At 53.0% G+C, this 25222-nt stretch carries 16 protein-coding genes and 2 pseudogenes; 12 read left to right on the top strand and 6 right to left on the bottom strand.

The genetic code is table 11. The annotated features are described in order from the left end of the window. The 5 genes from ACR0DG_RS11420 to ACR0DG_RS11400 form a co-directional block, all read left to right on the top strand. A partial coding sequence (locus ACR0DG_RS11420) for a hypothetical protein (RefSeq protein ID WP_480707157.1) occupies positions 1 to 1466 on the top strand: 1466 nt, incomplete at its 5' end. 17 nt (positions 1467 to 1483) lie between these two features. Beyond that, positions 1484 to 2275 (top strand): SapC family protein, encoded by a 792-nt coding sequence (locus ACR0DG_RS11415; protein ID WP_480700482.1) that lies wholly within the window; start codon positions 1484 to 1486, stop codon positions 2273 to 2275. After that, positions 2272 to 3582, top strand: a complete 1311-nt coding sequence (locus ACR0DG_RS11410; protein WP_480700480.1) for a TolC family protein — start codon at positions 2272 to 2274, stop codon at positions 3580 to 3582. Before ACR0DG_RS11415 ends, ACR0DG_RS11410 begins: the two co-directional genes overlap by 4 nt. Positions 3583 to 3589: 7 nt before the next feature. Next, on the top strand, positions 3590 to 5710 hold the full coding sequence (locus ACR0DG_RS11405; protein WP_480700479.1) for a type I secretion system permease/ATPase: 2121 nt from the start codon (positions 3590 to 3592) through the stop codon (positions 5708 to 5710). 1 nt (position 5711) lies between these two features. Continuing rightward, positions 5712 to 7013 (top strand): HlyD family type I secretion periplasmic adaptor subunit, encoded by a 1302-nt coding sequence (locus ACR0DG_RS11400; protein WP_480700478.1) that lies wholly within the window; start codon positions 5712 to 5714, stop codon positions 7011 to 7013. A gap of 145 nt (positions 7014 to 7158) precedes the next feature. Here the strand turns inward: ACR0DG_RS11400 and ACR0DG_RS11395 are convergent. After that, a pseudogene (locus ACR0DG_RS11395) lies at positions 7159 to 7812 on the bottom strand (site-specific integrase). Between the two features lie 199 nt (positions 7813 to 8011). Between ACR0DG_RS11395 and ACR0DG_RS11390 the strand changes: the two are divergent. Together ACR0DG_RS11390 and ACR0DG_RS11385 are read left to right on the top strand one after the other, a co-directional pair. After that, entirely contained in the window at positions 8012 to 8989 is a 978-nt protein-coding gene (locus ACR0DG_RS11390) for a serine hydrolase domain-containing protein (protein ID WP_480700477.1), read from the top strand. 314 nt (positions 8990 to 9303) lie between these two features. Continuing rightward, positions 9304 to 11481: a CARDB domain-containing protein gene (locus ACR0DG_RS11385; protein WP_480700476.1), complete on the top strand. Its 2178-nt coding sequence runs from the start codon at positions 9304 to 9306 to the stop codon at positions 11479 to 11481. Between the two features lie 452 nt (positions 11482 to 11933). Here the strand turns inward: ACR0DG_RS11385 and ACR0DG_RS11380 are convergent, their stop codons facing one another. Further along, entirely contained in the window at positions 11934 to 12569 is a 636-nt protein-coding gene (locus tag ACR0DG_RS11380; protein ID WP_480700475.1) for a glutathione S-transferase, read from the bottom strand. 282 nt (positions 12570 to 12851) lie between these two features. Between ACR0DG_RS11380 and ACR0DG_RS11375 the strand changes: the two genes are divergently transcribed. Further along, positions 12852 to 13391: a helix-turn-helix transcriptional regulator gene (locus ACR0DG_RS11375; protein ID WP_480707156.1), complete on the top strand. Its 540-nt coding sequence runs from the start codon at positions 12852 to 12854 to the stop codon at positions 13389 to 13391. A 60-nt stretch (positions 13392 to 13451) separates the two neighbouring features. Here ACR0DG_RS11375 and ACR0DG_RS11370 read toward each other — a convergent pair whose 3' ends face one another. Next, positions 13452 to 14783, bottom strand: a complete 1332-nt coding sequence (locus ACR0DG_RS11370) for an MATE family efflux transporter (RefSeq protein WP_480700570.1) — start codon at positions 14781 to 14783, stop codon at positions 13452 to 13454. A gap of 252 nt (positions 14784 to 15035) precedes the next feature. Here ACR0DG_RS11370 and ACR0DG_RS11365 point away from each other — a divergent pair. After that, positions 15036 to 15743 (top strand): annotated as a pseudogene (locus ACR0DG_RS11365) (IS6 family transposase). 168 nt (positions 15744 to 15911) lie between these two features. Here ACR0DG_RS11365 and ACR0DG_RS11360 read toward each other — a convergent pair. Both ACR0DG_RS11360 and ACR0DG_RS11355 read right to left on the bottom strand, forming a co-directional pair. Beyond that, positions 15912 to 17834 (bottom strand): DUF3604 domain-containing protein, encoded by a 1923-nt coding sequence (locus tag ACR0DG_RS11360; RefSeq protein WP_480697891.1) that lies wholly within the window; start codon positions 17832 to 17834, stop codon positions 15912 to 15914. Positions 17835 to 18366: 532 nt separating this feature from the next. Beyond that, positions 18367 to 19308 (bottom strand): response regulator, encoded by a 942-nt coding sequence (locus ACR0DG_RS11355; RefSeq protein WP_480697890.1) that lies wholly within the window; start codon positions 19306 to 19308, stop codon positions 18367 to 18369. A gap of 739 nt (positions 19309 to 20047) precedes the next feature. Between ACR0DG_RS11355 and ACR0DG_RS11350 the strand changes: the two genes are divergently transcribed. Both ACR0DG_RS11350 and ACR0DG_RS11345 read left to right on the top strand, forming a co-directional pair. Continuing rightward, positions 20048 to 20620, top strand: a complete 573-nt coding sequence (locus ACR0DG_RS11350; protein ID WP_480697889.1) for an acyl-homoserine-lactone synthase — start codon at positions 20048 to 20050, stop codon at positions 20618 to 20620. Between the two features lie 301 nt (positions 20621 to 20921). After that, positions 20922 to 22055: a response regulator gene (locus tag ACR0DG_RS11345; RefSeq protein WP_480697888.1), complete on the top strand. Its 1134-nt coding sequence runs from the start codon at positions 20922 to 20924 to the stop codon at positions 22053 to 22055. 27 nt (positions 22056 to 22082) lie between these two features. Here ACR0DG_RS11345 and ACR0DG_RS11340 read toward each other — a convergent pair whose 3' ends face one another. Continuing rightward, on the bottom strand, positions 22083 to 23417 hold the full coding sequence (locus ACR0DG_RS11340; RefSeq protein ID WP_480697887.1) for a cytochrome P450: 1335 nt from the start codon (positions 23415 to 23417) through the stop codon (positions 22083 to 22085). A gap of 249 nt (positions 23418 to 23666) precedes the next feature. Between ACR0DG_RS11340 and ACR0DG_RS11335 the strand changes: the two genes are divergently transcribed. Next, positions 23667 to 25139 carry a sensor histidine kinase gene (locus ACR0DG_RS11335; protein ID WP_480707154.1) on the top strand — a complete coding sequence of 491 codons (1473 nt, stop codon included), beginning with the start codon at positions 23667 to 23669 and terminating at the stop codon, positions 25137 to 25139. Positions 25140 to 25222 lie beyond the last annotated feature (83 nt).

The following is a 25222-nucleotide window of genomic DNA, read 5'->3' as shown; positions in this document are numbered from 1 at the left end:
CCATCACTGGCTCGGCTGCAGATGAGCAGTTCATTCTGGGCGCGGGGACCGATGTTCTGAATGCGGGCGGCGGCTTTGACCAGGTGCGGTATGACCGCAGCGGTGTTGAAGGCGGGGTGACGGTGAACCTGCAGACCGGCACGGCGACGGGTGTTTGGGACGGTCTGGCGTTCGATCATGCGTTGACGGGCGTTGAATCTGTGCGCGGTTCGCGCGATGGCGATGACGACCTGACCGCAGCCGACACCGGCTCGCAACTTGAAGGCCGTGGCGGGAATGATGTCTATACCGGAGGCGCAGGAGAAGATATCTTCATCGTCGGTGTCGGAAACGATGTGGTTTTTGGCTTTGACCTTGAACTCGACCAGTTGCAGGATCGCGGTGGGGCATTCGATGGAGCGCTTCCAGACTACAGTGAGGTTGACTTCGACGGGCAGCCTTCCTTGCGCTTTGATCTGGGCTCTGGCAACAGCGTAACACTGGCGGGCATTTCAGTTGCTCAGTTCGAAAACACGCTCATTCAGGAAGTTCTGCCATTCTCGCCTGAGACGATGGATGATCCTGCGATCTTGACACTAAATGGCCCGGCTTCATTGAATTTGATCGCCTCTGACGCTCTAAGTAACGACCTCACCCAAAGCGCAGGCGAGTTTACCTTCGAGGAAACTGTTGGTCTTGAGACATACAGTCTTTCGGTTGTCGGCTCAGGTTTGGGTGTCAGCGGGCCACTGGGTAGCGAGGTTTACTCAGGGACGGTCGATGCCGCAACGATGACACTGGGATCCGACGTCGTGTGGTCGTTTACAAATCTTGGTATCGAGTTCGGTGACTTTGTGACAATGCTAAATAGTGCCGTTGGCTTGGGAGACATTGACGCGTCGCTTGGGCTCGGAAGTCGCGATTTGGTTGTCGTTGGCGATGACACTCCACAGGATCTGTTTGTCGAAGGCGTCGATCAATGGATCGAAACCGGCGGTGGCGATGACGCGATCACATTTGATCGTTCCGGTACCGGGGTGTTCATCCTCGGGGGTGGCTCTGACACGGTTAACCTTCAGGATGGAGACGGCCAAGCGTATATTTATATCGACCCTGACGACCTCGGTATCGATCAGATTAACGGGTTCCGCTTCAATGACGATGACTCGATCGGCGATCGAATTGTTATCGAGGACCAACGTGCGGACTTCTCGCTGACGTTTGGGGTCGACGATGTCACAGATCAGGGTGCGCTGGATGCGATTGCGTCGACGTTCGACGATATCGGTGAAGGTGAATACGTGCTGTTTTTCGACAGCTCAGGAAACGCTGTTATGCAGGAACTGATTGGCAGCAACACCTTGGGTCAGACCGTTGCGACCTTCAGCGGGGCGGATACGAGTACACTGTCCGATGGTCATCCGTTCGAACCAAACTTGGTTTTTGCTGAAGACTTAGAACTACCTGCAACCAGTGTACTGGTCTGAAGATAAGGTCTCAACTGATGCCTGAACCCGGTGCGCCTTCGCTGCGACCAGTAACACTGAAAGAATGCGCCAATCTTCGTTGGCGCATTCCGACTAATCATCGTCATGTCTCGTTTAGTCCGACCGTACTGCTCAGTGCTCCCGAGTTGCCGCTGGTGTCTTTGGAATTGCCATGGGCATTCGTGGACACAAATGGAAGCTGGCGCGCGATATCAGTCCTGAAAGTTTCGCGGCAGTCTGAGTGTCCCTGGCTCGGCGAAGATGGCAAGCTTGCACTGGCGCATATCCCGTTTTTACTACGCATGTATCCATTTTCGATTTTGCCTGACGGTGCCGGACATGTCTTTGCCTTGTGGGACGATCCCGACTGTGTCGGCGAAACAGGCCAGGCCTTGTTTCAAGGCCGAGAGCTTTCTTCTCCGGTCAAGCCAGTGGCGCAAGCATTCGCCAAATTCATTGGCGGGCTTGAACTGGTAAACCGCATTGGCAAAGATTTGCATGCCGCTCGGCTATTAAAGCCGTCGGCGTTGCGAAATAAAGGAGAAAGTCAGCTTTATGATGTGGACGAATCCGCGCTAAGACGGTGTCAGCCAGAGCTACTTTCGAAGCTGGCACAAAACGGGGCGTTGGGAGCGGCTTATGCGCAGATTTTGTCACAGCATCACCAAAAAAGCTTTTTAGGAACAAAGGCTTCTTCAAACCATTCCAGGCGTTCGGTAGTGACCGACCCGGATAACGCTTTTCTTGGGGCATTGACGGATGACCTGTTGGAAGGCTTGCACTTAAAGCCGGGGGCGTTAGCACCATGAAAGCTGGGATAGCGTACACAATAGTTTTGGCTTTGGTCGCAGGGTGTACGCAGAACCCGGATGCAACCAACTCTGTCGACACAGTTGCCCCGGCGGCGCAAACGGCTGACAAGCGAAACATATCCGGATCCGTTGCCCGCACTGATTTCGCTGAGCTCATTCGGACAAGTGTTGTCGAATCTCCGTCCTCTTCGGCGGGTCTTGCCAGTATATCGGCCTCACGGTCTCGTATTGATGCTGAAAAAGGCGCGTTTTTGCCCCAACTGAATGCCGAAACCTCTTTCACGTCCGAGGGTGAGTCCGTTCCTATTCTGCGGTTAAGCCAGATCATCTATGATGGTGGGAAAGTATCGGGCCGCGTTAGTTTGCGAAAAACCGAAGCACGTCAGGCCTGGCTGGATGAACTATCTGTCCTCAGTGCACTGAGTTTTGAAGCAGTTGAAACGGTAGTTGATCTAGACCGAAATCAAAGGCTGGAACAACAAGCGCGTCAGAACCTGAAGCGGATCGCGGGGGTCGTTGATGACATGCAGGCCCGGTTTGATGCTGGAGGAGGATCGGTTGCGGATCTTCTGGCCGGGCAGGGGCGTCAGTCCAACGCTGAAACAGAGCTGGCGCAAGCCCAAACCGAGGTTGCTTTGTCTAGGGCTGCCTGGGTCGAGGTTTTCGGTAAACCGCCTTCAGCCATACCAACTATTCCGCCTGCACCGGGGCTGGTTTCAGACTCGGCTCAGATAATGGTCGCGCGAAGCCCACGCTTGCAAAGCCAGATCGCGGCCAGCGAAGTGCGTGCGCAAGAAGTTGTTGTGGCGGAACGCGCGATACGGCCCACTTTGCTGGCTATTTTGGAAACAGATTTTGATTCAGGTACTTTGGATGATGGGGCGCAGGCAAGATTGGGTGTGGACATTCCAATCTACCAAGGAGGTTCTGCGCGGGCCAACGTACAGACGGCGCTGGCCAATCTGGAGCAAAGCAAAGCGCAGGAAGAAGAACTGAAACGAGAGTTGTTGCGCAACCTGTCGCAAGCTTTGGAAGAAACAACTTCGATTCAAAAACGTCTTCAATTTGCGCGTCGGGCAGTTGCGATCAATGACGACGCGCTTGAAGCTGCCCAACGGCAATTTGAGATCGGAAGAAGCACTTTTTTGCAGATATTGGACGCTTTGCGCGAACTGAATACGGCTCAGGTCCGAGTTATCCAGCTAGAGGCCCAGGCGCATCGGGCTGAATATGCGATCCTGGCCGTAACCGGGGACATTCTTGACGCATTGGGTGTCGCCCGACCTATTGACCCCACCCTGTGATCCACGTATGAAACCTGTTGATAGCGACCCGCTGATAAACCACCTGAAAGTCCTTACGGAGCATTTGGGTCACGGGCTGTCCGAGGCTGACTTCTTTCGTGTTTTTGAAGGCAGGCCTGATTCATACGAAGTCCGGGATGCGGTCAAAGCGCTGGAGGCAGCCGGCTACAAGGCCGAATTTGGGAAAGCCAAGGTCGTCACGCTGGATCCCATTCTGTTTCCCGTTCTCGCATTTACGTCGGATGGGGCACCGGTCGTTGTACTGGACCGGGAAGACAAGGATCGGTTCCTGATCGTTGACGCATCGACTGGATCAAATGAACCACAGATTTGGCGACGAAACGATCCACGGCTAAAAAAGGCGCGGTGGATACTGCGTGCCGCGCGTACCCGTCGGGCAGAAGATGCCCGAATGTCCCCACAGGGTCATTGGTTTTGGTCCGCCTTTAGTGATCTGCGCGGTGTTTACGCACAAATCCTTGTGGCAGCCATGGTCACAAGTATTCTGGGCCTTGCTACATCACTGTTTACCATGGTCGTCTATGACCGCATTCTGCCCAATGAGGCGGTAGACAGCCTTTTTGCACTCGTGGCGGGTGTCGGGTTTGCACTCCTATTCGATTTCCTTATCAAAAACCTGCGCAGTCGGTTTATTGATACGGCCGGCAAACGGGCCGACCTGAAAATCGCCGAACGTTTGTTCAATCAACTTTTGGCGCTCAAGATGAAAGCGCGGGGTGGTCAGAACGGAAGAATGGCGTCGATCCTGCGGGATTTCGAAGTGGTGCGGGACTTCTTCACTTCGGCTTCTCTGGTAACTTTGGTCGATTTACCATTTTTGTTTGTTTTCATCGGCGTCATCTGGGCTATCGGAGGGCCCCTGGCGCTTGTTCCCGCTATTGCTGTTCCAATCACGCTGATTGCCGGGATTCTGGTCCAGCCATTTCTAAGTCGGTACGCGCGCGAATCCAGTGTTGACGGACAGACCAAACAATCCGTGCTTATGGAAACGCTGACCGGGATGGAGACCCTAAAAACGACGGGTGCGGAACCGGTTATGCGGGCACGTTGGGCAGACACAGTCAGGGCGCAATCGGAAAGTTCGGGCAAGACGCGGATTTTGTCTCAGGGAACGCTGAACCTGACCTTACTGGTACAACAGATTGCCCAGGTTGCCATCGTCTTTTACGGCGTGTTTCTGATCCGGGATGGCGTAATTTCCATGGGTGCCTTGATTGCGTGTGTCATCCTCACCGGGAAAACGCTGTCTCCTTTGTCGCAATTGGCACAGGTCTTGACTCGATTGAACCAGGCACGGGTCGCGTATCGTCAGATTGACGCGCTAATGGCGCAGGAAGTTGAGCGGGAGGTCGGACGCAGGTATCTGTCGCGCCGCGATCTCGCCGGGCAAATCGAATTCAAAGATGTCAGCTTTTCTTATGATGAAGCCTTGGGTCCTGTCCTGAAAGATGTGAACCTATCCATAAACGCAGGGGAAAAAGTCGCGATATTGGGCCCTGTGGGTTCGGGCAAAAGTACTTTGGCGCGTCTTATTCTGGGTCTTTATGAGCCGGATGAAGGGTCCATTGTTCTCGATGGGTTGGATGCCCGCGCGGTGGACCCAGCCGACAAAACACGCAACATCGGGGCGGTTCTTCAGGATTGTTGGTTGTTTTCGGGAACCATGACCGAAAACATTGTCGCAGGCAGATTTGGCGTCACGGATGAGGAAGTTCATCGCAAAGCTACGCTGTCTATGGCGGATCGTATCGCGGCCGCGCATCCGCATGGGTTTGATATGGAAATCCGGGAAGGCGGCAGCGGTGTTTCGGGCGGCCAAAGACAGGCGATCGCAATTGCAAGGGCGCTGATCGGTGATCCCAAGACTCTTGTGATGGATGAGCCAACTTCGGGAATGGACGTACAGACCGAGGCGCAGGTCATTAGCAACCTCAAGCAGTGGCTATCCAGTGATCGCACCCTTGTTTTGGTGACTCACCGCACAAGTTTGCTGCAACTGGTGGATCGGGTCATCGTCATGACGGATGGCAGGGTTACTTATGACGGAAGTAAGGAAAAAATGATAACTCGAGCTCGCCCAGCAGCGCGTGTGGTGAAGGAGGCGTAGGATGGCGGGAGCAGATTTTGCGGCAACTGCCCGGGAACTTCGAGGAAGACGTAGCGCGGCAGGTGGGCTATTGCTACTAGCGGTGATTTTGTTGCTGTTGATTGTTTTTGTCTGGGCTTATTTCACCGAAATCGACGATGTTACCCGCGCCGAAGCACGCGTGGTCCCGTCTCAATTGGTCCAGATTGTGCAGGCTGCCGAAACAGGAACCATCACAGAAATCCGCGTCAAGGCCGGTGATACCGTTGATGCGGGGGATATTTTGATGAGGTTCGATCCCGCGCTGCTGCGATCGGAACTGGATGCAGCCGTATCCGAATTTACGGCGCTGACGCTACAGCGGGCGCGACTTGAAGCGCAAATCGGCAACCAGGAATTCCACGTGCCTGAAATCTCGACAGCAGGGGACACGTTGATCCGCGCCGAACAGGACCTTTTCACGGCTATGGGCGCACAATTGAAAGCTGATTTGGACGTGTTGGAATCGCGCCGAGACATAAAACTGGCCGAAATTGAAGCCGCTAGGATCAACAAGACCATGAGCCACGATGCCATTGCCCTTCTGGAAGAGGAAATGGCCGTGATCAAGCCTTTGGTCGAGGGGCGGCTGGAAAGCCCTTTGGTGATGATCGACCTGCGTCGTGAACTCAGCGATCAATCTGGACGTTTGAGTGATTCAGACAATCGCATATTGATGGCGCAATCTGCGTTGACAGAAATTGAAAACCAGATCATCGCGCGAAACCGGGAATTCAGAGCTGTTGCCAACAGGGAGTTGACTGAAACTCAAACCCGTTTGGCCGCGTTAGAAACCCGCATTCCAGCCCTTGAAACCCGGTTGAGCCGCGCAGAAATACGTGCGCCCGCCCGCGGTATCGTCAACCAGGTTCTGTTCTCGACGCTTGGTGGCGTGGCGCAGCAAGGCCAAACAGTTGCCGAAATCGTGCCCTTTGGCGACGCGGTCACAGTCGAGGCTTTTGTAACCCCTGATGACATCGCTTTCATCAGACCCGATCAGGATGTCAAAGTGCGTATTACAGCCTATGATGCATCGCGTTATGGCGCTCTGAGCGGTCGTGTGACCCGTATTGGCGCGGATACCGTTTTGGCACCAGATGGCGAGTCTTCCGTCTATGTTGTCGAGGTTCGTTTGGATGGTGAGCTTACTGATGCAGAGGGGCAAAAACTGGATGTGATCCCAGGGATGATCGCGCAGGTCGACATGCTTTCTGAGCCAAAAACAGTTTTAGAATATCTTACCAAACCCGTTGTACGGATTAAGGATCGAGCTTTTAGAGATTGAAAGAAAAATTACTCGTTTCGCCGTCAAACTTTGGATCTATATAGTACTTGGCTTTGCCCTTTGCAGTGAATGTCGGCGATGCGGACAGCAAATGCAGGGTGCTAAACGGCAAGTTTGGGCCACCTGTTCAAACGGTCCAGGATTTCTAAACTTCGATGGTTTCCGCGATAGCCAAAGCGTCTTCTAGTTCGACCCCCAGATATCGTACCGCGCTATCCATCTTGGTATGTCGGAGTAGAAGCTAAACTGAGCGGAGGTTGCCCATTTTCTTGTAAGATTGAGTTACATTGGTTCTTCGCATGGAGTGTGCATCATAGGTGCTTGCCTCAAGTTCGACGGACGTCGCCCAATCCCGGACTATCCGGGCATGCTGTTGGGTTTAGGTATTCAAACGTTCATGAAAACGGCCGTACCAAAGTTTACCGGCTCCGACCATTAGCTAATCTACCATCCACTTCTCGCACGAAACAGGTGTACCTTCGGAAATTTCGAAGCGTACCGGTTTCTGCATTTTGCTTTGCAGAACGGAAGCGTGCTCTTTGATCTGTCCCGATGACACGACAGCCGCTACTTTCATCTTCAATAGGTTACCGCCGCGGGGTTTGCTGTCGATAGCCATATTGATCAATGCAAGGTCACAGTGGTTTTCGGCCAGCTCGTGTCTAAAGCGGATCTCCCAAACATGTTTCGGTTTTAGCGGTCGCTTTCTACGAACAATGCGACCCTTGTTCCACGCTGGTCGAAGGGCGCGAATGGCAGGCGAGTTTGGGTTTTCATTACTGATCTTACTATCCGCCATAACCACGCACAACGACAACTCGAAGTTGACCAAGGCAGTATAAGTCAGTCTACTTCGCTGCCAAGCCGCATGGCAGCAACGAGCCCAGAGCTTTCGTTTGCCGGTCCGTAAGTCGCGCAGGGGCTAAGGCAATTGACTTTCACAACAAGAGAGACCAGCGGGACTGGAAATTTCGGCAAACGTAGCCACATGTGCTGGTATGATCAGTCGCCGACAATTTGTTGTAGCCGCAACTAGTGCAGTTGCTGCTCCGCACATCGCGAGAGCACGGGCCGGTGCCCTAAGCGAAGCGATTGGCCAGCTCCCGCAACTACATTCCCTTCAGATCAAAAGAGGCAGCGACACAGTCTTTGCAGAAGCGCCTCGTGGCCCCGGTCTCAACCGACTGGCAAATATCAAATCCTGCTCGAAGAGCATCGTCTCACTGCTTCTTGGGGTGGCGATCGAAAACGGTGAAATCCCATCGATCAATTCGACTCTTGGGGAGGTCGCACCCGGCATTCTTCCACCAGATGCCACTCCCGGATCAGCAGAGATTTCGATGGAGGATTTGGTGACACTGCGGGCGGGTCTCGAAAGGACTTCAGGCCCCAACTACGGTGATTGGGTGCGCTCACAAAACTGGATTGCAGACGCTCTGACCCGCCCGATGGTGGCAGAACCCGGGACACGCATGCTGTACTCAACAGGTTCAACACATCTCCTTGGGGCCGCTCTAACTGAAGCTACAGGGAAGAGCCTTCTTCAGCAGGCTCGGGAGCGGCTCGGTGACCCGCTGGGAATTGAGATACCCGCATGGACGCGAGACCCGCAAGGCTACTATCTCGGCGGAAATGAGATGGCACTGAAACCCACAGCGATGTTGGAGATTGCAACCCTATTGCTTAATCGCGGGGCATTTCAGGGGACTCAGATCATTCCCCAAAATTGGATTGAGGCTTCAACCAAACCCCACGCTCGATCCCCTTGGTCAGGCCTGGAATACGGATACGGATGGTTCTTGTCGCCTTCCGGCTATTCCCTGGCGAGAGGCTACGGCGGCCAAATCATCGCGGCACACTTCGAACGAAACCTCGCCGTCGTCATAACTTCTGATCCCACATTGCCCGCCCGATCAGGTGGCTACTTCGGCGACCTTGTCCGGCTATTGGACGGCCCGGTACTAGCAGTCGCATAGGCCGAACGCCCCGAACCGGCGGATGACTACCTGGAGCTCAATGTGACGCATGCTGTTTTCTGACCAACAGCAGAATATATAGCGAACTGGCATTGGCCCCCGTGCCAACGGCCCAATTCTGATCTTCGCATTTTGCAAATGCGCAGCAGTGTAGCTTCAACGAAACAGAAATGCACCACATCACCCCGCAGCCGGTTTCCACCTTTTGGGGAAATCAATCTAAGATTGTTCGATCGTCTAGACGCTCATTGTCAAATTGTTGACGTAATTCTTTGTCACTCATCCAGTAAGTCTATAGATTAAAGGAGTTTATTATGCCCAAACCTAATAAAGGTGGCAGTGACAACAACGTCATTTCCGGAAACAAAAGAGACAATGTGCTCATTGGTTCAGATGCCGACGAGATATTGGACGGCAAGGGAGGGAACGACCGGCTGATCAGCGGCGGTGGTAACGATAAAGTATATGGCGGAAGCGGCACCGATACAGTTGTATTCACCCATGCCAGAGACGACTACGACGTCAATTTACTGAGCGATGGCAGTATCCAGGTAGCTGGTCCAGAAGGCACTGACACAATTTCGGGCGTCGAAGCATTCGAATTTGCGGACATGACGCAATCAGCGGCCGAAGTCATTGTACCCCGCCTTGCCAATCTTACTGCCGGGGCCCTTGAGGTTGAAGATGCAAGCCTGTCCCCCGGCGAGACAACCGACATCCACGTGGATATCGCGTCCAACGGTGTGATCGACGCCGCAGAGTCTACAGTTGAACTTTTGGTCGCATCCGCCCCGGACGACGCGGCTGTGATAAGCACAGTCGATACGGCGCAGCTTGGAGCGACACCCGTTGGAACTTCGGACACGGTCTCGTTCTCATTTGACCCGGGATCGCTGGAGCCGGGAACGTACTGGGTTGCCGTGCGCGTAGACAGCACCAATGCTCTTGACGAAGAAAGTGAAGCGGACAACCAGACTGACTGGGTGCAGATCACGGTCGAAGCCCCCAGCACAGACCTGCAACTTGTGTCCGCAACCGTCGACGGCAGTTCTGATCTTGATCTGGAAAGCGGTGCGAGAATTCAGATGAATTACGTCATCCACGATGCCTCCAACATGGATGTCTCGTATTTCAAGGTTGCGACATATATTTCTGAGGATGCCACGATTTCTGCGGACGATCACCGGATTGCGGGTATCACCGGTGGAACCTATTCCGGATTGACGACAAGCCCCTCAACGTCTCATTGGCTGCCAGAGGACTATGCTCCGGGCGATTACTATCTGATCAGTGTTGTTGAATGGGGCGACGGAACCGCAGACACGCAACTGGACAACAATACTGTCGTCCAAACGATCACTCTTTCTCCACCACCAGAACCGACCGTGGATATCTCGATGGGCACTGTCAGCATCGAGGCTTCATCAGATTTCGATCTGGGTCCGAATGATTTCCCTGGTTCTTCTACAGGTGCGCGGCTTGATCTGGAATTTGACGTATCAAACCTTGGCACTGGTCCGGCAATCAATACAGGGTTCACGGCCTATCTTTCAACAGATGGGACCCTTTCTGAAGATGACATCGAGATTTGGACCGGCACGGCAAGCCTGCAAGCAGGGGGAACGACGACCCTCACGGCTTCCGCAAACATCGACGTTAGCGTGGCGGCTGGTGACTATCAGGTCATTCTGGTTTCAGATGTCCCTTCGGACGTTGATCCTACCAACAACAGCTCGGCAGCCGACGTGACATTGGTCGGTGGAATTGTGGTTGGTACCGAAGCGGATGACGTTTGGATCAGTGGCGCCGGTGGAGACATCGTGGACCTGCTTGGCGGTGACGACATTGCATTTGCCGGGCCCGGCTTTGACTTGGTCGATGGCGGCGCAGGCATTGATACGCTGAATTTCTCCTCAAGCTCAGAAGGTGTAGAGCTATATTCTGTAGAATCCAACTCGTACGAGTTGATCGAATTCTCACAGGCCAGTGGTCAGATCGCGTCGGTCTACACAAATTTTGAGCGTATCGTAACGACGGATTACGACGATCAGGTGGATTTGTCCGGAAGCACCGTTAACGATCTTCAAACCGGGGCAGGAAATGACCTGATCATCGGCAGCGACGGGGACGACACGATCGATGCCGGTGTAGGAGACGATTTGATTGTCGGCAACCTCGGGAATGATGTGCTGATCACCGACGACGGAAATGACATGATCGGCGTAGTGCGCAGCACATCGACTGGCGTTGCAACAGGGGATGGTCACGACGTTGTTGATGACTTCGATTTCAACTTCGACTCCGTTGTGATCGAGGTTGGAGCTGGCGAAACATATGATCCTTTGCTGGACCTCGTCCAAACTAGCGACGGTGCGCTGTTGCAGTATGCTGAGGATTCCAGCTTGCTGTTGAAGGAAGTGGATATCGACGATCTGGAATTCCATCACTTCCTGATAATTGAAGGACAGCCAGATGTTTCAGTTGGTTTTTGACTAACCCTGCACTGACCTTTGGAAAACCGATTTGCAGGAGTGAAACAGGAAAGGCATCGGCAACTGCGGTTGCCTTTCCTGATCCAGATCACGCCTAGGGTCACCGCGAAGTCTCCCTCAAACGCTTAAGAAAAATCAGGCAGATATCAAAGTTACAGCACAGGCGCGCTGACCAAAGGAGAGTTGACGTCCGCTAGTTACTCAAAAAGGATAGCGTTTGAAATTGCGCCCCGGCACTGACTCTACCCACCGCTGCAGTTTTCTTTCCAGCCATTCCGTTCGCAATGTGGCCCTTATACTTGACGAAACCAACGGTAACAAAGTCCCCCCGTCCAGTCATATGATAAGACGTAGTTCGACCAAATATGGCTAACTTTTGCTGTGCGGGCTGCGAATGCAGCATCTTGACCGGTTGGTTAATGGAGGGAAGGGGTCGGTACGAAGTCTTGCGTTTAGACGTTGAGCCAAACCGGTGCATCGTCTTCTGACCAAATTGTATGCTTTGTCATTACCAGCATAAAAGTTTCACTGTCCAGGAACTGATCCAACCAAGCCACTAATCTTGGCCACTCCTGTGCATCAAACCACGCCCTGTCTATATGAGCAAATTGGCGAACAAACGGCAGAAGCGCTAGATCGGCTAAGGTGGGCCTACCTCCAAATAGCCAAGCTCGCCCGACTAACCGTTCGTTGAGGTCGAGCAAGTAGCGCATCGCTTTCCTGCGTTCCTCATTGATGTCCAGATCCGGATAACGCGTGGCGTATTTTGTGTGATCCAATGCAGCTTTGAACGGGCCATCATTCACCGAAATTAGGTCCCAACCTTCTGAAGGCATGTCCAAAAGCCGCTGCGGGTCGTTTTGTTGTAGCGCCCAAACCATGATTTCTAGGCTTTCATCTATGACTTTGTCTGGAAGGCGAAGCGCGGGCACTGTGCCGGATGGAGATGTTTGCAAGAAAGCCTCTGGCTTGTCCCGCAAGAGAATTTCGCGCAACTCGACTGTTACTTGTGAACTCGCAAGTGCGAGCCGGGCTCTTATCGCGTAAGGGCAGCGGCGAAACGTCCAAAAGATAGGGTGGTTATCCATACGAGGATTTATCTCCGAACTACCTGATTGGTCAAACCTTCTATCGATTGCCAATTGGGACTTCCGCTTAACGTTTATGGACAGTAGCGTGGCGATCCTGACTTCCCAGCAGATAAACGCTGCGACGGAGCCGGAGTTGGCTTTGCGGTTGCTGTCGCAGTAAAAAGAACGGTCGCTGGATGCCGGCTTATGGGGCCATGCACCTCACTGATCAGACCAGCAATTTCGGCCCCTATCCTAAGTGGAACGAGGCACTTACCCTGCTGCACTGGGCAGCCGATCTTGGCAAGCACACGGGGCACGCCGCCGGGCATCTGGCGCCTGAAGGAAATCGCCCCTGACCGGTTCTATCAGGGTGAATATTTCCGCAGCTACTATGCCCAAACCGGACTGGCTGAAGAAGTTGGATTCCTAGTTGACGTAGATGACCGTCTTTCGATCGTTGTGTCGCTGATGCGAACCGAGAAAAAGTTCAGCAAGACAGAGATGCGTGTTTTGTCGGATATCCAGCCTGTCGTGGACGCGCTTTGCCGCCGCCACTGGTCTGATACGGAAAGAAGAGACCGGGCCAAGACGTCCGAACTCATGAACCAAAAAGTCACCACGGCTTTCAAGTCAATCGGCGACGGCGCTTTGACCCCCAGAGAGGGTCAAATAGTTGAACTGACGCTACGCGGACATTCCTCCGAGGCGATCGGAAAACTCCTGAACATTTCGCCGGGCACCGTTCGCATACACAGGCGCAACGTGTACTCCAAACTACGCATCAATTCGCAGGGGGAACTGTTTTCGGTTTTCCTGCAGACCATGGGAAACGAATAAACAGTTGGGCAAACGTTGTTTTGGGCTGGCGCCGAAGTCCGTTCACATTGAGTCACACAACTATTCCACTTTGGTCAGTGACCAAAACCGAATGGGTAGTGCAACCGCCGCGACCACCAAGCCCAGGGTATACCCCAGCCAAACACCAACAGCGCCAAGATCGAACACGAACCCAAGTACATAGCAGGCTGGTAGGGCAAGTGGCCAATACGCGGTAAGCGTAATGATGGTCGGCCAGCTCATATCTGACATTCCGCGCAAAGCCCCAAGCGCAGTGCCTTGGACGCCGTCTGCGACTTGCAGAAGCGCAACAATCAAAAACAGTGTTGCGGCAAGGTCTATCACCGAGGGGTCGTCGGACATTGTTTCCGCCATCACGCGACCTGCGGTCACAAAAACGATGGCTGCAATTGCTTGCCAGAGTGTCACCATGACAAAAGATGCTTTCAGGATAGGCCTCAGTCGAGAAACATCCCCTGCACCGACTGCTAGCCCAACGCGGATCGACGCGGCACCCGCCATCCCAAGGGGTATCATGTAGGCCAGGCCGCCCAGTGCATTGACGATCTGGTGTGCAGCCAAAGCTTCGGCTCCAAGCCAACCCATCATAAGGCCAACCACGGCATATGCTCCGCCTTCACCAGCATAGCCAATACAAAGCGGAGCCGCGCCCTTTGTCTGCGCCCATACGTCGGACCAGGCGACAGATACGCGTTGACGAAATGCCGCAAGCCCGGGCGATCTTACAAGAACCACAATGGCTGCCAAAAGTGACGCACATTGCGAAAGTATGCTGGCCAACCCGGCACCCAGAATTCCGAGGTCGAGGATATGGATAAGGGCGTAATTGGCAGGCACATTGATAACGACACCCAGATAGGACAGCACCACCGCAGTCCACGGGCGACCGACCGAGTCGAACAGTGCTTTAAGACCGAAGAACAGAGTGAACGGAATGATCCATAGCGCCATCGACATCCAGTAAGGCGCCAGGATCGCAAGCACCTCTTCCGGTTGACCTAACGGGCCCAACAAAGGGTAGAGCGCGGCCATCGAAAGTGCCGCAACCCCGCCGCCGATCAGGCACAGCAACATCCCACTGCGCAATGCTAAAGCGACCCGCAAGGCGTCACGTGCCCCTTCGGCCTGACTGATCTGAACAGAAATTGCAGTAACAATGCCCCAAAGGGCAGAGATCAAAATAATCAGAACTGCAGTTGTCACACCGGCTGCTGCCAGCGGTACGGTCCCAAGCGGGGACATCATTACGGTGTCAACCACACCAATCAACAGGGCTGCGGCCAGTCCCACCATCAATGGGACAGCCAGCCTAATGAGCGGCAGCAATTCTGAGCGCGTAGACGCCCCAGGTGTAATGGTTTTATTTGTCATGATTCATAAACGGGAATAGCCCGGCCTTTAAGTCGCGCTTTAGCGTTTTTCGCTCTGAGTGATTAGGGGGCGTTTAGCCCTGCGAAGGCAGAATCATGACTTTGGTTCTTTTGGGGGCTGTGGTTTTCGTGTGTTTCTAAAGGATAACTTTGCGCCCGTCCAGAGAGCACCATATTCGGCTCGTACACTGTAGCAGGCCTTTTTAGAGGAAACTGGCTTGAGGCGGCTAAGGTGGTTTCGTAGCATCGTGGGATGACAAAGACCAATCCATTTCGCTACTTCAAAACCAGCCCAGAGATCATTCGCCTGGCGGTTATGATGTATGTCCGGTTCCCGCTGTCGCTGCGGAACATGTAAGATCTTCTGCATGAGCGCGGCATCCACGTAAGCCACGCAACGGTGCGGTTTTGGTAGAACAGATTTTGTCCAATGTTCGCAGCTGAGATCCGCAAAAACAGGGGGAGCCTGATGCGTTCTTACTCGAACTTGTAGTGGCACCTGGACGAGGTTTTCGTGAAGATCAATGGCGAGACACACTACCTTTGGCGAGCCGTTGATCATGAGGGTGAAGTAATGGATAGCTATGTCACTAAGCGTCGGGATCGTAATGCAGCGTTGAAATTCTTAAGAAAATCAATGATGAGGTATGGCCGGCCGGAAGTGATTGTGACGGACAGACTTCGGTCCTATGGCGTCGCTTTGAAAGTTATTGGCAACGCGTGAAGGCAGGAAATGGGATGCTGGGTGAACAACCGAGCGGAAAACTCACACCTTCCATTTCGACGAAGAGAACGAGCGATGCTGCATTTCCGACAGATGCGATGTTTGCAAAAGTTCGCCGCTGTTTATTCTTCGGTGCACAAACACTTCAATCAGGAACGCCATCTTTGTTCGCGACACATTATTAAAGTTAACCGAACCGTCGCCCTCGCCGAGTGGCGTCAACTTTGTTCCGTGTAAGCTCACGCATTTGCCGGCAAACTGAGACCGGTTCGAATTCGTCTGAAAGCACTCCCTGCAGAGCTTTTTTAAGCTGCCGCCACCCATCTGGGTATGTCGCACCTGTTGCTTGGCGGGACAGAGGGTAAGGTGCAGTTGCAGCCGATGCGTTGTGTTTTGGAATTTAGCTCAACCGCCTGGCGTGTACCAAATCGGAGACGAATAGGCGCGTTCTTGATGGGTGAGGCGAGCCTCCTCAGGCAGATCTATTCCAAACCTCAACTTGTCATATAGTACCCACCGGGGGGTCGGAATCTCCAGCACCCGGACGTAGTAGAATGCACGCTCGTCCGGGTTGAACTCGGGATCGGTCCACACCGTCAAAAGCTCGGATGCGCCGATCGTATTGCTCCAACTTGCGGTGTCTAAATCGACAGTGTTACCGACATCCGGTAGGTTTCCTTGCGCATCCAATGTGCGTTCACCGGACCAGGCGACATTGAAAACCTTCTCTTGTAGATTTCCGTTGGCGTCTAGCCAGCCTTTTATGACCTGTACACGATCAAGATTTGCTCCGATCGGGTCGCGTAATGCTCCAATCAGGAAATTCGGCGCGCCGTCGTTCTCACGGGGTCGCAGGTCGCTGCCCATGGGCACACCTTTTGTGTACCCCACATCGGCCACCAGCCTCGTCAACATATCCTCTTCGGCAAAGTCCCAGCCACCAAAGAATCGCAACCCAATTCGTGGTCCGGTCGTTGCATACGTTTCCCTGCGTTTAAAGGCGTCGAAGATTGCGGCCCTTGTATTTTCCGATGCCCAAACTGCAGTGTAGCCAGACGCGACCAGTGTATGCCCCTCAAAGGCACCAAGATCGCTTTCTACAAACGGGTGCAACACGCGCGTGGCAGAGGGTTCTGCGCTGACCGATTTTCCGAAGTAGTTTTCCTCTTCGGCTGTCGCGAGCGAAGTGTGGCTGTCCGTCGCGCCACCCATCCCGAACTTGTAGGGATTGACGCCGAACTTTTCTTCCAAAGCCAAGCCTCGTTTCAGAGCTTCACGCGCGTATTCGCCGGCCAGCATATCTTCGGTTTTTAACTCGGTGATATCGAGGTTGCCGACATCCCAGTTTTCATAGTCGGCAAATGGGTCTTCAGGGCTGAGAAAGGGATGGGCTTCTCCGTCACCCTTAATCTGAGTCACCTCGTAATGAGGTTCCCATTTGGCGCGGTTTGTGACGTATTCTTCATCGACCTTGCCACCGTGATAGGTGTCTTCCGTCGGAAACATCCAACCGTTTGACAGATTGCCGTTGTGCGCGAATGCAACGGCGCGTCCCCCGGTTTTTTCCTGATATTCTTCGAGCCATGCATAAAGTGCCCTTGGGTCGGTGTCGCCGTACGGGGGCTGGGTTACTGGGGGCACCATCTGCAAGGCGCGAATTGGCCCATCCCGAAGCATGACGTTGCGATGCAGATTGAAACCCTTTGGAACCGAGGTCCATTCGAATCCGATAAAGGCGGTGAACTGGCCCGGATCGTTGTGTCGTTCTGCGGCTAGTACAATCTGTTCCCAAGTGAAGGCGAACGCATCGGCGCCAGGGCTGTAGGACTCCAGCAGTATTTCGGGAAGGGTCATCTGCGAAAAGTTAGTGATAATATCAAAGGCAGCTTTTGCGGCATTTTCCCCGCCAGCTTTATACCCCTCATACCATTCCAGCCCTTTCGGGTCGGACAAAACACCAGGTTTGCCCGCCTGAAGGTCTGGCGCAAACCCCATCAGGTCAGTGTGATCGGTCAGAACCATCCAGTCCAAAGGTCGGGACAGGCGAACTGGTTGTCCGGTTGACGAGATAACCTGCTCGCCCTTAGCAAACCGCCATGCGTCATCCGGAAGCAACGTGTTGCCAAATGCGCCGGCGTCCAAGGACAAACCGGTATGCAGGTGCGTGTCACCCCAGAGGGGGCGCTCGGGGAAAGTCCGATTGGCGTAGGGTGAAAAGGGCTGTTCAGCAAAAGTACCTTCCGCGGCTTTTTCGCTAGGTACAGCGTCAGCAACGCCAGAGGTCGGTAGTAATACCATAGTAAATAGGCAAGCGGACAATCGAAGCATCTGAACCTCCCAATTCAAACAACCAAACGGGTGTGATGGATTGTGAAATCACATTCGAATTTAATTATATCATAAGAGCGTAACGTAGCGTGAGAGTTTTTGGTTGCCGTTTACAAACGCTGTTCATCGCTGACACTTCGTGCAGTCGAAAAACCTTGCTCTAGCTTAACTTCTGGAGAGGGCATTCGAAATAACCCGTCCGACCGCGCTAAACGGTTTTAACTTCGAATCCGGTTTTTAAGATGGGTCATTTGACGCCCAATGCTATGGGTTATGGCGCGGCAGGTCTTCAATCATCCGTGTCGTGCTGAAAAGTTTTATGCCTGTAGTCGAAGCATCCCACTGCTGGAAAAGCCGCAGCAAATGGTCCAATTTTCTCGATAGTCAGGCAAGGGCACCGCTTTGTCAGCCGTCACCGACGACTAACAGCGATTATAGTGATAAACTAAACCAAGACGCCACAATCTAGTTGTCGGCTTGTGAGCTTGCTCAGAGATGTAGCGGCTCGGCTGAAGAGCCTTGAGCATTCAAATCAGCCGACCCGTGCTACCGGTGTGTTGGGGATATCCGCCAGTTCCACGGCTTTGTCTATTAGGAACAGCGCTTCCATCTTGGACGATGCGCGCAGGGCGATTTCCTGACCTACCTGATAAGAAAAATCGCCATATGGATCATTTGCACCTAGACCTGACATGAGGCGCTTGGACAGTTGATGGCCCAACTGAGCGGCGGTTACGCCCGATTTGCTCTCATGGATGAGCAGAAAGACGCCATTCCCCCAATAGGTCGCAAAGTTTCGCCCTTCCTGTGTCGCGGCCAACAGCGCGGATCCGGCGGCCGCCATGGTTTCACGGAACTCAACTGAAGTCGAAGCGAGGTAAATTTCTTCGACGTCCGTGACTTTGACGGCCATCATCTTGGACGCTCTGGAGTGCATCGTCGACAACTGGACCACGTAGTTTTCGAATTCTGCCAACCCAATGCAACCTGGCAAATCGCCAAAATACAAAGGATCACTGAGGCGGAAGTCAGGGTTGATCTCGGAATCGTTCACCGCATAAACATCAGCCTCAAAAACTTCGATCGCTGCGCGGCGTTCTGCGGCAAGTCTGTAAGCGTCAGATAGTCTCTGCTTTAGGTCAGCAAACTCGAAAGGTTTGGTGACGTAATCTGTCGCGCCGACTTCGAACGCCTCGTCGATGTACTGTTTTTGCACCATCGCCGTGATCATAATGATCGGAGTGAACTGATAGTCGGGCAGGGCACGTGCTTTTTCGCACAATGTAATGCCGTTCATCTCGGGCATCTGCACATCCAGCAAGAGACAGTCAAACGTCTCGGTCGTTTGGGACAGGACCTCAAGTGCCTCTTGGCCGCTGCGGGCGGTTACGACATCTTCATAGCCAAAAGCGCCCAGAACACAGGTCAGCAGCTCCAGAATGCTCGGGTCGTCATCTACGGCAAGTATACGCATAAACAGTCACCAGATTTTGCCGCCAAACTGAACCTTTAGGCTTTGCAGACCATGGGTAAAGGCCAGCTGGGGCGTTGACATCTCAATTTTGAGCAGGTTGTCGGAGAAAAACGGCAAAAGGATGACGCATGATGGGCGCACAAGTGACCGAATACCTTTTTTTTCAAGGCAAAATGATTAGAGAAAAAAGCGAAGTGCGGTGAGAGTTATCCACAGTCGATTCTCAATCATGAGTTGGGTAATTGAGTGAACTGCGGGGCTTTGCCATAGACGTTTTCCAGTCAGTTCTGTGGCTTTGGTCATGAAAATCTATGCCAAAATCTGAATTTTTTGGAAATTTTCTATCTATCAAGAAGTTGTCCGGAGTCTTTGAAAGCAAAGATCAGTGCAAATTGGTGAAATGAGTACGCAATATGTGCCCAAATTCTATGTAATTTGCTCAAGGTTATGTGTTGGATGTGAATTCGCCACACAAAATCGCGTTTCAAAAAAAAATCATCATTTAGTTGTGGACGTGGCAATCAATATCTTGTCATAAGTGTGTCTAAAATAAGAGCAAAATATGGACCGACCACTCAGGTACGAACAGGCATATCCAGCGTCCAAGGTATTTCCCGACCTGGAGCCAGCAAATACAGGCCAACCCGTGCCGAAACCTGCGGCACGGCGCAAGCTTTTCTCGTTTAAACGGGGGAAGGCTGATCGTACGCGCGATTTGGGAAGCATTCGTGCAACGGCCATGAGTTTCCGTAATATGCACGAATACGGGACGCTGCTGTCCAAGTACCTTGAGACCAGAAAGTCCATTTTCATAGATCGTCTTCATTGGCAGGTCGGCGAAGTCGACGGGATGGAATTCGATCAGTACGATACACCTGCGTGTAAATGGGTCGTGTTGCACGAGTTCGGCGAGATCATGGGCGGTGTGCGTCTGCTACCCACCGATGCAAGGTGCGGGGTCTACAGCTACATGCTGCGGGATGCGCAAAGGGGTATTCTTAATGACTTGCCCACGGATATTCTGTTCTTCGAAGCCCCGGTTAATCCAAACATCTGGGAGGCGTCGCGCTTTTTCGTAAGCGACCACGTTCCAGCAGCGCGTAGATTGGCAGTACAGCAGGAACTGTTTTATCGCATGACAACTACCGCTGCAGAAAATGGAGCTTCGCGTATTCTGGGTATCGTACCTGCGGTTTGGGCGCGTTGGTCTCGGCGTCTTGGGGTCGGGGCCGCACCAGTTGGTGCAAAATTTTCTATCGATGGAACAGTCAGTCAGTCGGTCTTGTTCAACATTGATGCTCCGCGCAGGTGACAACCTTTACTTGCTTCACGGGCTATTAGTTTCTTGTTGAGACTGGATTGCGGCGTTGGTACTTTGTGGCAGGCCCGTAGCACGGCTTGCGATTGGATGAATGCGCCGGTAATTTACTGAATTTGTTGAATAATAATTTGTGGCCTCACTAATTTTTTAGATCAAAAAGCCCAAATCTGCGCCAAAATAAGGTCAAGAAAAAACCCAAATCTTTCGAGGTTTTTGCAGTTTTTGCCGCCGTTTCGTCCCACTCGTTTTCTAATCTATCCCTGTTTAACAGGTGGAAAGCGGTTGATCAGTCATGAAACACTCGACCCCAGGAAGAGACCAATTCCAGCGTAAGCTGAACCAGCGCGCGTTGAAGCAGACATCTTTAAAGGTGTTAGCTGTCGATGACGAATTGGGAATTCTTGAACTTTTGCAGACAGCTCTGTCAGAGTTTGAAAGCTGCCAGGTGTCAGTGGCAAGTTCTGCTGACGAAGCGCTTCAGATCATCAAGGCGTCGGAAACTCCGTTCGATTGCTTTCTGTTGGACATCCAGATGCCCGGAACGAACGGGATCGAGTTGCTGCGGCAAATTCGGTCGACGCCTGGAAATGCGGAAACTCCGGCGATCATGCTGACGGCGATGAGCGACAGAAAACACGTAGAGGATGCTTTTGCCGAAGGGGCTTTTGACTACATCACCAAGCCTTTCGACTTCTTCGAATTGCGCAGCCGTATGAATGCGGCGCATCTGATGATGCAAGAGCGGATCCGTACCCGGATGACCAAGGATTCAGTAAAAAATCTGCAGGATGTGCTTGATTATAATCAACAGTTCAGTTTCGAAGATCCACTGTCGATCACGGGCATAAAGCGCTGTTTGCGGTATGTTGAGTTCGACAACTATATTGAGCAACTTGCAAGAAGTCGGCTGTTTGACTCGTGGGTTACGGCCGTCAGACTGCAGGACGCAGCGTTCCGTTTTGATTTGAATGAGTTTGCTGAGTTTCGCCGCACGATTTCCGCGTTGGGGCAGACCCTTCAAACGGCGACCCGAGATGCAGAGTCGATTTTCTCATACCGCGGCAGCGGCATTTTCCTTGTCGTGTCGCATGGTAGGTACAGCGCTGCTAAATTGCCCAATGAAGAAAGCTTGAACAGTATCTTTGGCGATGTACTGGGTGGTCAGGGAATCTCGGGCAATGTGCGTGCAGTCATGAGCGCGCCGATCTCTATGCGGGCAATCTCAAAAACCGGCGCGCTTGCAGCGTTCGACAAGGCCGTTGCAAAACTTGAGGTGCGGGAAAAGGTTTCGCACATGGTGGAACAGCCGGCGCGGCAGTCCATGCAAAAAACTGTGCGACGCAAAAAAGACAAGCCGCAGGGTCGGCTGTTCGAAACCGTTTTGAAAGAGATGTACGGCAGTAGAACCTACCTAAATCGGGGGTAGGTGAGGCGGACGTTCCTGCGATCCTTATCAGACGCGTGTTGCGTTCAAGACAAGTGGGCCACTGGTGCGCATTGTGAATGTCAGTACCGGCTCAGGCAATGGTACGTCGGAGAGCGAGAAGGACACCCGCCGAAGAACCGAGGCCATAAGCACCATGATTTCGGTCTCGGCGTATTGCGCACCGATGCAAATCCGGGGTCCGGCACCGAAGGGGATGTATTGTCCTCTTGGTATCGTGCCACCAAGAAACCGCTCGGGTCGGTATTTATCTGGTTCATCCCAAAGCTTTTCGTTGCGGTGCAGGGAATAAACCGGAAAGAACAGCGCGTCCCCTTCTTCAATCTTCACGCCATTGACATCCAGCGCATCGGCGGCGTCACGCGCAAAGAACGCAGCCGATGGGTACAGGCGGAGTGTCTCTTTGATGTGCGCGCGCAGCAAAGGCATATTTTCAAGGTCGGAAAATTCTATCGGACCGTCGGACCGTACCGAAAGGATTTCTTGGCGTACCCTGTGTTGCATACCGGGGTTCAACGCCAGTAGGTAGTACCCCCAAGCCAACGCGTTGGCCGAGGTCTCATGCCCTGCCACAACAAAGGTCAACAGATTGTCGACCGTTGTTTCTGCATCTTCAAAATCGGATTTCAGCGCCTCAATCATCAAATCAAGAAAATCTTCGGGTTCTTCTCTGTTCTCAGAGCGGCGCAGCTCAATCACCTGGCGCGCAAGATCGCGCATTTTGGTAACGGGTGCTTTGCTGCTGAGCCATTTTTTGCGCGGAAGCCACTTTGGAAGCCCCATTAAGTCAAACAGAGAAAGGTCTGAAATGTAATTGAAATATGCGATCAGGCCCACGCGAATCTGTTCGGCGCTCACTTCCTCATTGCCCGAGAAAATGACCCGCGAGATATTGGTCAGCGTCGATGCGGGCGCAACCTGCGCCATGTCGACCGGTCCTTCATTTTCAGCAAGCGAGTCCGCGATTTCGATGCCGGTTTCCGCAAAGTGCCGCGCCAGAACGGGCAGGTTTCTGGCCGCAAACAGGGGCGAGTACCGATGTCTTTGTTTTTTCCACTTTTCACCTTCGGACAGGATTAATCCATTGCCTACGGCAGACCCGATGATATCCTTGGTGAACTTTGCTTTCGGAAATGCACGGCCTTGGCCAACCAACAATTCGGTGATCATTTCCGGGTCGCAGATATAGTGAATATTGAGCGGTCCCCGGACATATGTCTCGCGAAGCGTTTCTGCTGGAATGACCTCAAGCATATTGCGGCCCGCTGACCGCGCGAACTGTATTAATGAGACCGGTTCTTCTGCCAGCCGTGCCGCAACCGGCGTGACCGCCAGCTGGTCCATTTCTATCTTTCCTATAGCGATCAAAGCACCACCCCTTTGATTGTCTCGCCAGCCTGTAGGGGCATTAAGGGGGAAACTCATTGAAAACGCAATGAAATCGAAAATTAATAAGGTCAAGCGTTGCTGCTTTGCCCGCTATGCTGCGTGAGTGAGCAGTGAGGTCAGGCAAAGCTGCGCGCGACAATATTGAAGTTCGGTTCAGACTATTGCCAAACTGTGAACCCATTTCCGACCAACTACGTCCTCATTGTGTCGCTAATCAGAGGCAAGGACGACGAGCAAAAAGATTTCACGATGACCGCCATCGAAGCACCTCAACTGGATCGGGTCTCTGAACACCCCGACAACAGGCTGCTACAGAACATCAAGGATTACACTGCCATGAGCTTTGCGCTGCTGTGGCAGCGGCAGGCGATTTTTCTGGCGACAACAATCCTGACTGCATTCTTTTTCAACCCGCTGAATGCGCTTTTGTTTTATGGCACGATCCTGATCTGCGAAGCTCAGGATTTGTATCTCGCCAAGCGCGTCGCCAAGTTACAACCGGAAGAACGGCGCGCCATCATCATGATGGTGGCATGGATTCTGCTCAACACGATCCTCAGCTCGACAGCGATTTGTTTATACGCCGTGTCCGTTGCGCTAAAGCAGCCGACCGGCGGACACTTTACACCGCTGTTTTTCTTATTCGCAGCGGCCTTGTTCGCGGCCATGAACAACCACCAGTTCGTCTGGGCAATGATTGTGCGTCTGGCGATGTACGGCATCTCGTTCATGATTATCGTGGTCAAAGATATTTGGATCGAACAACCTGATCTTTCGTCAGACCTATGGCTGCACTTCTTCACCGTCATCTTTGTGATGTACTTTCTGATCGACTGCTCGCTGGTGTTCCTGAAGCTTTACCAGACGAACCTTGAGCAGCTGGAAAAGCTGAAAGAAGAGCATGAGCGCACCAAGGCGGCCTATATCGCCAAGACCCAATTCATTTCGACGGTTAGCCATGAATTGCGTACACCGCTTACCTCGATCAAGGGGTCGCTTGACCTGATCAAGTCCGGAGCGATGGGCGAGGTGCCGGACAAAATGCAAAACCTTGTCGAGCTTGCCAGCAAAAACAGTGAGCGATTGGCGTCCTTGATCAATGATGTTTTGGATATCCAAAAAATGGAAGCAGGCGAGATGGTCATTCGCGAGTCTTTGGTCAATGTGAATGCGTTGGTAGACGAGGCGATTTCCTGCAATCTGGGATTTGCCAGCGCGCATAATGTCGAACTTGTTGAAGATCAGTCTGCGCACCAAGACATGTTCGTCAAAGGTGACCCGTCGCGCTTGTTGCAGGTTCTGACGAACATGATTTCGAACGCGGCCAAATTCTCTTTCGAAGGCGGCACAGTCACGGTTGGGTGCAATGTTGTTGATGACCGGGTGCGGATCTTTGTTAAGGACCAAGGTGTCGGCATTCCCGAAGGTAGCCACGACAAAGTGTTCGACCGCTTTTCGCAGATCGACTCGTCTGATGAACGGCATGCAGGTGGGACCGGGCTGGGAATGAATATTTCCAAAGGTATCGTCGAGCACTTTGGCGGAACCATTGACTACAACAGTACGTTGGGCAAAGGCACAGAGTTTTTTGTCGAGCTTCCATTAGTGGAAGTCAAGAAACCAGGCTTTTCCGCTGACGTGACTGCGATAGGACCGAAGGCCCTCGCCGGAGAGTGACGCCGCCTACCATCGCCAATTCGTCCATTTGGTATACCCTTGCTGCGCCTCGACGGGTGGTTGGAACGCCACGTCTAGCGTTC

Source organism: Ruegeria sp. BG8 (assembly GCF_056538325.1).
Note: the sequence above shows the minus strand (reverse complement) of the source record. Positions and strands in the feature narration are given on the sequence as shown.

Bases quoted from the DNA above. Each gene is read 5' to 3' on its own strand.
- ACR0DG_RS11415 (WP_480700482.1), top strand. From the start codon at position 1,484: ATGCCTGAACCCGGTGCGCCTTCGCTGCGACCAGTAACACTGAAAGAA.
- ACR0DG_RS11410 (WP_480700480.1), top strand. From the start codon at position 2,272: ATGAAAGCTGGGATAGCGTACACAATAGTTTTGGCTTTGGTCGCAGGG.
- ACR0DG_RS11405 (WP_480700479.1), top strand. From the start codon at position 3,590: ATGAAACCTGTTGATAGCGACCCGCTGATAAACCACCTGAAAGTCCTT.
- ACR0DG_RS11400 (WP_480700478.1), top strand. From the start codon at position 5,712: ATGGCGGGAGCAGATTTTGCGGCAACTGCCCGGGAACTTCGAGGAAGA.
- ACR0DG_RS11390 (WP_480700477.1), top strand. From the start codon at position 8,012: ATGATCAGTCGCCGACAATTTGTTGTAGCCGCAACTAGTGCAGTTGCT.
- ACR0DG_RS11385 (WP_480700476.1), top strand. From the start codon at position 9,304: ATGCCCAAACCTAATAAAGGTGGCAGTGACAACAACGTCATTTCCGGA.
- ACR0DG_RS11380 (WP_480700475.1), bottom strand. From the start codon at position 12,569: ATGGATAACCACCCTATCTTTTGGACGTTTCGCCGCTGCCCTTACGCG.
- ACR0DG_RS11370 (WP_480700570.1), bottom strand. From the start codon at position 14,783: ATGACAAATAAAACCATTACACCTGGGGCGTCTACGCGCTCAGAATTG.
- ACR0DG_RS11360 (WP_480697891.1), bottom strand. From the start codon at position 17,834: ATGCTTCGATTGTCCGCTTGCCTATTTACTATGGTATTACTACCGACC.
- ACR0DG_RS11355 (WP_480697890.1), bottom strand. From the start codon at position 19,308: ATGCGTATACTTGCCGTAGATGACGACCCGAGCATTCTGGAGCTGCTG.
- ACR0DG_RS11350 (WP_480697889.1), top strand. From the start codon at position 20,048: ATGAGTTTCCGTAATATGCACGAATACGGGACGCTGCTGTCCAAGTAC.
- ACR0DG_RS11345 (WP_480697888.1), top strand. From the start codon at position 20,922: ATGAAACACTCGACCCCAGGAAGAGACCAATTCCAGCGTAAGCTGAAC.
- ACR0DG_RS11340 (WP_480697887.1), bottom strand. From the start codon at position 23,417: ATGGACCAGCTGGCGGTCACGCCGGTTGCGGCACGGCTGGCAGAAGAA.